At 65.2% G+C, this 11,785-nt stretch carries 9 protein-coding genes; 4 read left to right on the forward strand and 5 right to left on the reverse strand.

The window, feature by feature from the left end; genetic code table 11:
- Nucleotides 1–292: 292 nt before the first annotated feature.
- From QGV55_RS19250 to QGV55_RS19265, 4 genes are all read right to left on the reverse strand, one after another.
- On the reverse strand, nucleotides 293–1,045 hold the full coding sequence (locus QGV55_RS19250) for an enoyl-CoA hydratase/isomerase family protein (RefSeq protein ID WP_281019014.1): 753 nt from the start codon (nucleotides 1,043–1,045) through the stop codon (nucleotides 293–295).
- Nucleotides 1,042–1,434, reverse strand: coding sequence for an acyl-CoA thioesterase (locus QGV55_RS19255; RefSeq protein WP_281019013.1), 393 nt, complete (start codon nucleotides 1,432–1,434; stop codon nucleotides 1,042–1,044). Before QGV55_RS19255 ends, QGV55_RS19250 begins: the two co-directional genes overlap by 4 nt.
- A 115-nt stretch (nucleotides 1,435–1,549) precedes the next feature.
- Entirely contained in the window at nucleotides 1,550–2,059 is a 510-nt protein-coding gene (locus QGV55_RS19260; protein WP_281019012.1) for a redoxin domain-containing protein, read from the reverse strand.
- Nucleotides 2,060–2,094: 35 nt separating this feature from the next.
- Entirely contained in the window at nucleotides 2,095–2,997 is a 903-nt protein-coding gene (locus tag QGV55_RS19265) for an RNA polymerase factor sigma-32 (protein ID WP_281023694.1), read from the reverse strand.
- 183 nt (nucleotides 2,998–3,180) lie between these two features.
- On the opposite strand from QGV55_RS19265, the gene QGV55_RS19270 reads away from it, so the two are divergent.
- The 3 genes from QGV55_RS19270 to pdeM are packed head-to-tail and all read left to right on the forward strand — an operon-like array spanning nucleotide 3,181 to nucleotide 6,985.
- Nucleotides 3,181–3,828 (forward strand): MarR family transcriptional regulator, encoded by a 648-nt coding sequence (locus tag QGV55_RS19270; RefSeq protein WP_281019011.1) that lies wholly within the window; start codon nucleotides 3,181–3,183, stop codon nucleotides 3,826–3,828.
- Nucleotides 3,829–3,866: 38 nt separating this feature from the next.
- Nucleotides 3,867–6,293 (forward strand): ligase-associated DNA damage response DEXH box helicase, encoded by a 2,427-nt coding sequence (locus QGV55_RS19275; RefSeq protein WP_281019010.1) that lies wholly within the window; start codon nucleotides 3,867–3,869, stop codon nucleotides 6,291–6,293.
- Nucleotides 6,294–6,304: 11 nt separating this feature from the next.
- Nucleotides 6,305–6,985, forward strand: a complete 681-nt coding sequence (pdeM, locus tag QGV55_RS19280) for a ligase-associated DNA damage response endonuclease PdeM (RefSeq protein ID WP_281019009.1) — start codon at nucleotides 6,305–6,307, stop codon at nucleotides 6,983–6,985.
- Between the two features lie 25 nt (nucleotides 6,986–7,010).
- Here pdeM and QGV55_RS19285 read toward each other — a convergent pair whose 3' ends face one another.
- Nucleotides 7,011–8,483, reverse strand: a complete 1,473-nt coding sequence (locus QGV55_RS19285) for a sigma-54 dependent transcriptional regulator (protein ID WP_281019008.1) — start codon at nucleotides 8,481–8,483, stop codon at nucleotides 7,011–7,013.
- 210 nt (nucleotides 8,484–8,693) lie between these two features.
- On the opposite strand from QGV55_RS19285, the gene QGV55_RS19290 reads away from it, so the two are divergent.
- Nucleotides 8,694–11,744, forward strand: coding sequence for a response regulator (locus QGV55_RS19290; protein WP_281019007.1), 3,051 nt, complete (start codon nucleotides 8,694–8,696; stop codon nucleotides 11,742–11,744).
- The last annotated feature ends 41 nt before the right edge of the window (nucleotides 11,745–11,785 follow it).

Consider the following 11,785-nt stretch of genomic DNA (forward strand, 5'->3'; position numbering starts at 1 on the left):
AGCGGTTTCCTGTCCAGGGCCGGATACGTGCAGAGCGGCCCTCCATGCGGGCCAGGTTGATCAAGACTATTCACGGATGATTGTAGTTCAGGCATACCTCGCGGACAATCATGAGTGCTCAAATCAAGCAATTAATTCGGGTCAGTATTGTTGTCCTTGAGGGAAAGGCGTCGTTACCTTGTGGATTTCATTGGTGAATCCGCCAGTCATTATTTGATACAGCCTTGGAGCATTTTCCTGTTGATATGTAATGCAACAGACTTACTGTCCGGTAGCTGCATATTCCCCTACGTCAACCGGTCTCGCGCTTGCGGAATTTCTCTGCCGCCGCGTCGAAGGTGCCGGACGTTGCGATCAGGGCGTTCAACTGGGTGCCCATGGCCAGTGCATCGTCCCTGGGCATGGCCCGCGCGGCGCGATGCAGGGCCTTGGTCAGCTTGACACCTTCCGGGTTGAGCGCCGCCGCCCGGGCAATGAAGCGCGCCGCCACCCGCTCCAGCTCTTCCGGCCCGTCGGCAAGGCGGTTCACCAGACCCATCTCATACAGCCGTGCCGCGTCGATCATCTCTCCGAACAGCAGCATCTCCAGCCCCAGGCGGGAGCCGACAAGCTGCGCCAGCAGCGGCGTGTTGACGGCGGCGGGAAAGCCGGAGCGCATCTCCAGCACGCCGAACTGCGCCGAGCGCTCGGCAATCACGAAATCACAGCCCATGGCCAGCGTGAAACCACCGGCCACCGCATACCCCTGGACCACGGCGACGGAGGGGATGGCGAGCCGATCGAGGCGGCGGAAGACTTCCGTCCAGGCCTCGTAGCGTTCCACGGCGGGACCGAGATTGCGGTCCTCCCCCTGGGTCAGGTCGCGCCCGGCGCAGAAATGCTCCCCCTCCCCGCGGACGGCGAGGCAGCGGACCTGAGTGTCACGGGAAATGTCGTCAACGGCCCGGGCGATGTCGGCCATCATGCCGGCGGTCATGGCATTGCGGCTCTCCGCCCGGTCGAGGACGATGCTGGCGACCGCCCCCTCATGCTCGATGCGGATCATCGGGCCGGGCCCTGTTCCGGCGCGACACCATGTTCGGTCGGGTGGCCCTCGTCATCGATGGCGACAAAGACGAAATCGCCTTCGGTCACCTTGACGGTCTCCGTGCCGAACTTGCGATGCACGATGGTCTCGATATGCACGGTGACGGAGGTCCGTCCCACCCGCTTGATGTCGGTGAACAGCGAGACCACGTCGCCGACCCGGATCGGGGCCTCGAACGTCATGGCCTCGATCGCGCGGGTGACGCAGCGGCTGTTCAGATGGCGGGAGGCGGCGATGCCGCCGGCCATGTCCATCTGCGACAGCACCCAGCCACCGAAGATGTCGCCGTTGGCGTTGCAGTCGGAGGGCATGGGGGCTGGACGCAGGGTTGGTTCTCTGCTGGTCATTCTTCAGTCTCCTGTATCGGTCGGGTCAGCATCGGGGGCCGGGTCTTTCCGCGCAAACGAAAACAGGGGGCGTTGTCCGCCCCCTGTCGGTCGTCCACGAGTCTGATAACGCGTGTCAGGCGGTCCCGCGAATGGGATAGCCCTTTTCCTGGATGAACCTGATCCCACGCAGGATGCTGGCGATCTCCGGCCGCGCGAAGGGCGCGTTGGAGATGTCGACGATCTGCACCTGACCCTGATCGTTGACCACGAACATGCCGGGTTCGGGAAATTCGTGGTCGGTCTCGTTCGGGCGCGGGGTCGAGACATAGAGGCCGAGCTGCTGCATCTGTGCCTTGGTCAGGCCATAGCCGAGCGGAATCTTCACCCCGGTCTCGTCAGCCACGGCCTGGGCCTGTTCCTCCGAATCGCCGGACACCGCGACCACTTCCAGGCCCAGATCGTCGATCTCGCCCTGCAGGGCCTCGATACCACTGAGATAGCGCTTGCAGATCGGGCAATGCTTGCCGCGATACACGATCACCATGCGCCATGCACCGTTGCCGCCGAGATCAAGCTCTCCGCCGCCGAGTTTCGGCACGCTGATCGCCGGCATCGCGCTGCCGGCACTGATCTTCTCACTCATGTTCTGCTCCGGTCTTCGGGTCAGGCCGCGCTGTCTCAGGCGGCCATTTCATCTGAAAGCGTGATGAGCTGATCGCCGCCACGCCCTGCATCCGCTGCGTCACGGGCGCGCCGCAGCACACCATCCGACAGCTTCTGCAGTGCCTTGTGCTCGATCTGGCGCACACGTTCCTTGGTCACGCCGAGCTGTACGCCCAGTTCCTCCAGTGTCACCTTCTCGTCGTTCAGCTTCCGCTCCCGCACGATGAGCTGCTCCCGGTCGCTCAGGTCGGAGAGCGCTTCCTTCAGCCAGACGCCACGGGTGGCATTGTCCCGCACGGTCACGGTCACCTCTTCCGGCGAGGGGCGGTCGTCCACCAGGAAGTCGCCCCATTCGTCGGAGCCTTCCTCACCCGCCGGGGCGTTGAGGGACTGGTCCTTGGCCGACAGGCGGTTGGCCATGGCCACGACTTCCCGCGTCGAGACCTTCAGCTTCTCGGAGATCTGGTCGCGGGCTTCCTCGGTCAGGTTCACCGCGCCGGCACCGTCGATCTGTGCCCGCAGCCGCCGCAGGTTGAAGAACAGTGCCTTCTGGGCCGCACTGGTGCCGGACCGCACGATGGACCAGTTGCGCAGGACATATTCCTGCATGGAGGAACGGATCCACCAGGTGGAGTAGGTGGAGAAGCGCACGCCCCGTTCCGGCTCGAACCGCGCGGCAGCCTGCATCAGGCCGACGCAGCCTTCCTGCACCAGATCGGCGCGCGGCAGTCCGTAGGCGCGGAAGCGGCCCGCAACCGAGACCACCAGGCGCATGTAGGCGGAAACCAGCTCGTGCAGGGCGCGCTCGTCGCCCTCGTCGCGCCAGCGCAGCGCCAGATCCTGCTCATGCTCGAACGACAGCAGCGGCGCGGACATCGCCGTGGAAATGAACTGCTGTTCCTGCCGAACCGACTGCATTGAATTGTCATGGATCATCGTCGTCACCCGTCTTTCCGGCCCCACCCGCCAGGTCCGCCAGAACCTGGTCCCCCGGGCAGGCCATGCCTGCGACCGAACTGCCTCTTGGCAAATTGGTTTCGCCTCGATACTTTATGCAGCGTGTTCGATAGCCACAAGCATTAATTTTCGAGTCGAAACCAAATGACCGTGAACGACGGCCAGAGCTCCAGCGAAACAGCGAAGAATGACGATCCGATGACGGGCGAGACGCCTGATCACGCGGCGCGCGTCGCTGAACTGATCGACCGGCTGGGGCGCATGACCCGGGAACTGCAGTACGTGGACGGCCTCAACCCGGCGCAGTGGGAGGCCTTGCGGTATCTGAACCGGGCCAACCGCTATTCGCGCACGCCGGGTGGTGTTGCCGATTTCCTCGGCGCGACGAAGGGGACGATCTCCCAGACTGTTTCTGCGCTCGAATCAAAGGGGCTGATCGCACGCACCCCGAGCGACCGGGACAAGCGCGTCTGCCTGATCGACCTGACGGCGGAGGGGGAGCGGATGATTGCCCGCGATCCCGTCCGTTGCATCGAGACCATTGTCGGCAGCATGGACGACAGGACTGCCGCGCTGATGGTCGATGGCCTGGGCCGTCTGATGGCCAGCCTGCAGATCGAACTGGGCTCCAAGCCCTTTGGCGTCTGTGTCGCCTGCTGTCGCCATCTGGCGCCGGAAACAGGCTGCAAGAAGTCGGAGGCCTTGCCCAAGTGCGGCATGACCGGGGAGCCGCTGAAGGGTGATGCGCCCCAGCGAATCTGCGTCAACTATCTCGGTGACGCTGCCGAATAAAAGCAGAACATCCGCACCGACCGCGCTAGGATCGGCGGATGAACGACGCGTCCCTGCCCACGCATGTCCTGCCCGGACATTTCAACGACTGGTTTGCCCGCCGGGGCTGGCAGGCGCGGCCGCACCAGGTGCGGCTGGCGGAGATCGCGGCGCGCGGCGATGATGCGCTGCTGATCGCGCCCACGGGCGGCGGCAAGACCCTGGCGGGTTTCCTGCCCAGCCTGATCGACCTGGCCGCCACCCCCCGACCAGGACTCCACACGCTCTATGTTTCACCGCTGAAGGCGCTGACCTACGACATCGCGCAGAACCTCGATGCGCCTGTCCGGGAGATGGCGCTGCCGGTGACGCTTGAGACACGCACCGGCGATACGCCGCAGTCCAAGCGGCAGCGGCAGAAGAAGACGCCGCCGAACATCCTGCTGACCACGCCTGAACAGCTCGCGCTGCTGCTGGCTGCGCGGGAGGCGAAGCAGATGTTTCAGCACCTTGGCGCCGTCATCATCGATGAGCTTCATGCCTTCGCCGATACGCGGCGCGGAGATCTGCTGGCGCTGGATCTGGCGCGGCTCAGGGCGATCTCGCCCGGCCATCGGCGGGTCGGGCTTTCGGCGACGGTGGCGGAACCGGAACGGCTGGCCCGTTTCGTCGGGCTGGGACAGGAACCGGCCACCATCGTCCGCGGTTCGCCCGGGCCGAAGCCGGAGGTAACCATCCTGCGGGCCGAGGGGAGGATCCCATGGTCCGGTCACACCGCACGGCATGTCATTCCGGAGGTCTATCAGGCGATCCGCGACCACCGTACCGTTCTCGTCTTCGTCAATACCCGCAGCCAGGCGGAACTGGTGTTTCAGGAGCTCTGGCGGGTGAACGATTACGTGCTCCCCATCGCGCTGCATCACGGCAGTCTGGATGTGGAACGCCGGCGCAAGGTGGAAACCGCCATGGCGCGCGGGGCACTCCGGGCCGTGGTCTGCACCTCCACGCTGGACCTCGGCATCGACTGGGGCGACGTGGATCTGGTGGTCCAGATCGGTGCGCCGAAGGGGGCGGCCCGGACCCTGCAGCGCATCGGGCGCGCGAACCACCGCCTCGACGAACCCAGCAGGGCCATGTTCGCCCCGGCGAACCGGTTCGAGGAACTGGAATGTCTGGCGGCACTGGAGGCGCTGGCGGAGGGGCAGGTGGATGCGCCGCCTGCCCGTGACGGCGCGCTGGATGTGCTGGCGCAGCATGTGCTGGGGGTCGCCTGTGGCGCGCCCTTCGATGCCGATGACCTCTTCACCGAAGTCACCTCCACCGAACCCTATCGCACGCTGGACCGGGAGACCTTCGACCGGGTGATCGATTTCGTCGCCACCGGCGGCTATTCGCTGAAACGCTACGAGCGCTATCACCGGCTGCGGCAGACCGTGGAGGGCCTGTGGCGCGTGGCGAACCCGCGCGTGGCGCAGCAGTACCGCATGAATGTCGGCACCATCGTCGAGGCGCCGATGCTGAAGGTGCGGCTGCGTGGCGGGCGGAACCTCGGCGAGATCGAGGAATATTTCATCGAGCAACTGAAACCCGGTGACACCTTCGTCTTCGCGGGTGAGATCGTGCGCTTCCAGTCGGTGCAGGAAACCACGGCCATCGTCGTGCGTGCGCCGGGGGAGGAGGCCAGTGTTCCCAGCTACCAGGGCGGCAAGTTCCCGCTCTCCACCTTTCTGGCCGACAAGGTGCGCGCCATCCTGGCCGATCCGGGGCAGCATCCGGGCCTGTCGCCGCAGACCCGCGACTGGCTGGGCCTGCAGAGCTGGCGCTCCATCCTGCCGCGCCCGGACGAACTGCTGGTGGAAATGTTCCCGCGCGCCAGGAAGCATTATCTGGTGGCTTACCCGTTCGAGGGGCGGCTGGCGCACCAGACCCTGGGCATGCTGCTGACCCGGCGGATGGAACGGCTGGGCCTGCGCCCGATGGGTTTCGTCGCCAATGACTACGCCATGGCGGTCTGGTCGCTGCGCCCGGTGACGGACGTGGATGCGCTGCTGGCGCCGGACATGCTGGGGGACGATCTGGATGCCTGGCTGAATGAATCCATCCTGATGAAACGGACCTTCCGCAATGTCGCCACCATCGCCGGCCTGATCGAGCGGCGCTTTCCGGGGCAGGAGAAGTCCGGGCGACAGATGACCATCTCCTCGGACCTGATCTACGACGTGCTGCGCGACCATGAACCCGACCACATCCTGCTGCGCGCGACATGGGAGGATGCGGCGACCGGGCTGCTGGACGTGCGGCGGCTGGGGGACATGCTGGTCCGGGTGCAGGGCCGCATCGTCACCCGCAGGCTGGAGCGCATTTCCCCGCTGGCTGTCCCGGTCATGCTGGAGATCGGGAAGGAACCGGTGCTCGGCATGGCCATGGAGGATATCCTGGCGGAGGCCGCCGACGACCTGATGGCAGAAGCTTCGGTGCTGCTGTGACGGATGGGGCGATGGTGGTGAATGGTGCCCGGCTGCACCCCGATCCGACAGCGGCACTCTGGTGGCCCGCCGAGCGGATGCTGATTGTCTCCGACCTGCACTTCGAGAAGGGATCGGCCATGGCGCGCCGGGGCCACGGGCTGTTGCCGCCCTATGACAGCGCCGCGACGCTGACCCTGCTGGAGGGGCTGGTGGCGAAATACCGTCCGGCCCGGCTGCTGGCGCTGGGCGACAGCTTTCACGATGGTGAAGCCTTCGCCCGCCTGAGCCGCGATGAAACGGATCGGCTGACGGCACTTTCCCGGCGGCAGGAAATGATCTGGATCAGCGGCAACCATGACCCCGAACCGCCCGCGCATGTCGGGGGGCGGGTCCTGGCCGAATACAGGTGTGGTCCGCTGCTGTTCCGTCATGAGCCGCAGCCGGGACGGGCCACGGGGGAAGTCGCCGGGCATCTGCACCCGAAGGCGCAGGTGCGCGGACGTGGCCGCAGTGTCCGTGCCCGCTGCTTCGTTACCGATGGCTTGCGCCTGATCGTGCCGGCCTTCGGGGCCTATACCGGTGGTCTGGATGTCATGGATGCCGCGTTTCGGCCGCTGTTCCCCGGCGCCTTTCATGCCTGGATGCTGCTGCGCGACCAGGTGCATCCGGTGCGCTCCTCGCGGCTGGCCGGAACGCCAATGGACGCCTGAAACGGTTCAGGCGCGGCGGAAGCTGTCAGTCGGCCCCGGCTGCTGCTGCCGCCGCGTCTTCTTCCTCCCAGGCCGAGCGCTTGCGGTAGATCGTCTGGGGCGCGATGCCGAGCAGGGCCGCCGCGGTGCGGATATTGCCGTCGCAGCGCGCGATCGCGCCCTCGATATATTCCCGCTCCACCGCCGCGAGCGGGCGAATCTCCGCCGACAGGGACTTGACGTCCGACGGTCGCGGGCCGGAAGGGACCGGCGCAGGGGCGGTTGCGGTGGCGGGTTCCGCCGCTGGCGGCACCTTCGACACGGGCACACTGGGTGTGACCAGCGACAGCGGTGGCGGCAGCATGTCCGGCGAGACGAGTTCACCATCGTGCAACACGACCGTGTTGTGGATGACGTTCTGCAGTTCCCGCACATTGCCGGGCCACTCATAGGACATCAGCACGGCGGCTGTCGCCGGGTCGAAGTCGCGGAACTTCCGCTTTTCCTGCTCGGCAAAGTTGGCCAGAAAGACGCGGGCGATCTTCACGATGTCGTCATCCCGATCCCGGAGCGGCGGCAGGTGCAGCGGGATCACGTGCAGGCGATAGTAGAGGTCTTCCCGGAACCGGCCTGCCTTGACCTCCGCCATCGGATCCTTGTTGGTGGCGCAGATCAGGCGCACATCGACCTTTTCCGTCACCGAGGCCCCGACCTTGCGATAGGTCTCGGTCTGGATGAACCGCAGCAGCTTCGCCTGCAGGTCGAGATCCATCTCGCAGACCTCGTCCAGGAACAGGGTGCCGCCGTTGGCCATGGATGCCGCGCCTTCACGCTCCCCCAGTGCGCCGGTGAAGGCGCCCTTCACATGACCGAAGATCTCGCTCTCCATCAGATCGTGCGGAATGGCGGCGCAGTTGATGGCGATGAAGGGACCATTGCGGCGTGGGCTGCGGTTCTTGATCGCTTCCGCGCAGACTTCCTTGCCGGTACCGCTCTCGCCCGTGATGAAGACCGTTGCCTTGGACGGGGCCGCAGCCTCGACAATGCGGTAGACCGTCTGCATTACCAGCGCGCCGCCGACAAACCCCTCGAACCCGTCCTTGTCGATCTCGTCACGGTAGGTATTGACGATATCCAGCAGTTCCGTGCGTTCCAGCGCGTTCTTCAGCGTCACCTTCAGGCGATCGGCGTTGAACGGCTTGACGATGAAGTCGGCGGCCCCCGCCTGCATCGCAGTGACGGCGGTCTGTACCGACCCATGGGCGGTAATCACGATCACCGGCAGGTCCGGATCAACCTCCTGCACGTGCCGCAGGATATCCATGCCGTCCATGTCCGGAAGTTTCAGGTCCAGCAGGATCGCATCCGGTCGGTGGTGTTCGATATATTCCAGCGCAGGTCGGCCCAGTTCCTCGTGATGCACTTCATAGGGGTCATTCCGCAGAAACTGGATGTAGCTGCGGGCGAGCGTGGGCGTATCTTCGACCAGCAGGATTCTGCTGGCTCCATTTCTGCTCATGTTCTGCAACTTTCCATAAGTCTGCCGCGCAGGAACAGTGGCTTACCGGATTGCGTATCTGGCTTGTCGTCCATTTTTCGCAGCGAGACAGACGCGACATACTGCGTTGACACTGCTAAATTGCGTCGTCAAATGCGTTCGGTCAATATTCTTAACAATGGTTCTGCTGCCGGAGCCGGAGAGGACAGCCTTTCCGGTCGATGGGGAGCAGTGCGTTTCGGGCTGCTCGGTCTGGCCATCGCCGTGCTGATGGCGACGACGGTCTTTTCCATCCTGACACTCCGCCAGGAGTACAATTCCAGTTCCAGCCGCTATGACAGCGTGGTCTGGGGCGCAACCCACACGCGTAGTGAGCTTTCCCTGTTTCTCAGCACGCTGGACAATTACGTGCTCGGCACTGCGGGCATGTCCCAGGCCGAGTTCCAGCAGCGCTTCGGCTACATGAAGCAGCGGCTGCCGACGTTCCTGGCAGCGATGCAGAGTGACAAGGGTGATTCACTCGGTGCGGGCTCCATCGCGGCCAGCATTGCCCGCACGTTCGAGGTCAATGACGCGCGGCTGATGTCGCTGCAGACGGGCGACTTCCGGAACTACAGCGCCGTTCGCAAGGATCTCGTTGCGCTGTTCCAGTCGCTGCAGCAACTGACGAACTCCTCGGAACTGACGGTCACTCAGTCACGGGTGGACCGGCTGGAGCCAATCTACTTCGAACTGCTGCTGTCCGCCGTCGGCACCCTGCTGGGCGCGGGGACCCTTGTCGGTTTCCTGATCCGGGAGATCAGGAGAACACGACGGCTCTACAGAAAGGTCGCGCGGGCAGAGGCGCGCGAGAGTGCCGCCCGCACCCAGCTGCTGGAAGCGATCGATGCCATGACGGACGGTTTCGCGCTGTTCGACGCGGATGACCGGGTCATCCTGTTCAATGCCAAGTACCGTGAATATTACGCCACCAATGATGATCACATCGTCGAGGGGGAGCGTTTCGAGGACATCATCCGCAAGTCGGTAACGAATCGCGTCATGACCGGCGGCCAGAGTCCGGACGTCTGGGTGGCGGAGCGTCTGGCGCGGCATCGCAACCCGACAGGACCGGTTGAAACGGAACTTGCCGATGGCCGCTGGCTGCTGGTGGGCGAGTTCGTGACCGAAGAAGGCGGGCGGGTCAGTGTTCACACCGACATCACCACGCAGAAGGAGAACGAGAGCGCCCTGACCGAAGCCAAGGAACGCGCGGAAGATGCCAATGTCGCCAAGTCGCGGTTCCTGGCAATGATGAGTCACGAGATCCGCACGCCGATGAACGGCGTCCTCGGCATGACCAACCTTCTGATGGAAACGCCGCTCAGCGGGGAGCAGCGCCAGTACGCCGAGACCGTTCGGGCTTCGGGCGAGGCGCTGCTGACCATCATCAACGACATTCTCGACTTCTCGAAGCTGGAGGCCGGCCGGCTGGAGCTGGAAGATGTGGCGTTCGACCTGTCCGATCTGGTCGATGGCGTCACCGACCTGCTCTCGGCCCGCGCATTCGAGGGCGGGATCGAGGCGGTTGTGATCCTCGACCCGGCAATCCCGAAGACGCTCATGGGCGATCCGACCCGCATCCGGCAGGTGCTGCTCAACTTCGCCGGCAATGCGATCAAGTTCACGGAGACGGGCGGCGTCATGATCGATGTGTCCCTTTCCGGTGGCACCGAGGGAACGCCGACCATCCGCTTCGATGTGCGCGATACCGGCATCGGCATCCCGAAGGATCGCCAGGACGCCCTGTTCCAGGAGTTCACCCAGGTGGATGCCTCGACGGCCAGGCGCTATGGCGGGACGGGGCTGGGGCTGGCGATCTGCAAGCGTCTGGTGGGCCTGATGGACGGCCGGATCGGTCTGGAGAGTATCGAGGGCGAGGGCAGTACCTTCTGGTTCGAGGCATCGCTGAAACGGGCGGAGAAGCCAGCCAGCGACCCTCTGGCCAGCCTGCTGCGCATGACCGACGGACGCTCCGTCGCTGTCCATTCGGCAAATGTGGTGCTGCGCGAGGGGCTGGCCGCCCGGGCACGCGGTCTGGGGCTGTCGGTGGCCCATCTGGCGCCGGACATGCAACCGCCCGTGGAGACCGTGGATCATGCGATCATTGCCGGGGAACTGGCGGAATCTTCGGAAGTGTCGGCGATCCGCGCCCTGCGCCGGATGGTCAGCGGCCAGATGCTGATTGCCATCACGCCCGCACAGCGCGGTCGGGTGGACGAATTGCTGGCCCGTGGCTTCGACGGCTTCGTTACCCGTCCTGTCCGGTTGCTGCCGCTGGCCCGGGCGCTGACCGGGCGGGATCTGGAGCATGACGCCAGTGTGGCCTCGGAAACGGAACAGGTCGGCGACGTCGCTGCCCGTGGCAGCCGCGTGCTGGTGACCGATGACAATCGCATCAACCTGCAGGTCGCCCGCGTGATGCTCGAGAAGGCGGGGTATGTCGTGGACACGGCCGAGGATGGTGCCGCCGCCCTGGCCGCCGTGGCGGAGAAGCCCTTCGAACTGGTGCTGATGGACGTGCAGATGCCGGACATGGACGGGTTCGAGGCGACGGCACGGATCCGGGCCCTTGGCGGCAACCGGGCCGCGGTTCCCATCGTTGCGGTCACCGCCAATGCCATGCCGGAACATCGGGAGGAATGTCTGTCGAAGGGCATGGACGATTTCATTGCCAAGCCGTTCGACAAGGTCGAGCTGCTGCAGCTCGTGTCCCGCTGGGCGCTGATCGGTGCCCGCGCCACCGGGGGCCCGGACCGGGTTGCCGAACCGGATGCAATGGCCGATGGGCCCTCCTCGCCGGCTGTCGCGAACTCCGCGACCACCGATGATCCGGCCACGGACGAAGGCCTGCCGCATGCGGGAGAGCCGGCAGAGCCTGAAGCGGAAGGCGCCGCCCTGATCGATCAGGCCATCCTGGATCAGTTCGCGGAGGATGTGGGCGAGGACATCCTGCCGGAACTCATCACGGCCTTCATCGAGGATACCCTGCAGCGTCTGCAGACCCTGCAGCAGACTCCGGATGCGTCAAACCGTGAATCACTGGGCCGGGAGGCGCACAGCCTGAAGGGCAGTGCCGGAACGGTTGGTGGCATGCTGCTGTTCGAGGCCGCGCGGGAAGCCGAGGAGCTGTTCGAGGAGAATGAACTGGAGGCGGCCGGGGCCGCCGTGGCGCGTCTGGCCCCGATCGCCGAGCGTACCGTGGCCGCCTATGGCAAGATGCTGGCCGCGCGGGCCGCATGATTCGTCGCGCCCGCGATCGTGGGAATGGCATCAGGCTTGCT

Source organism: Minwuia sp. IMCC3009, assembly GCF_029909415.1.
GTDB lineage: Bacteria > Pseudomonadota > Alphaproteobacteria > Minwuiales > Minwuiaceae > Minwuia.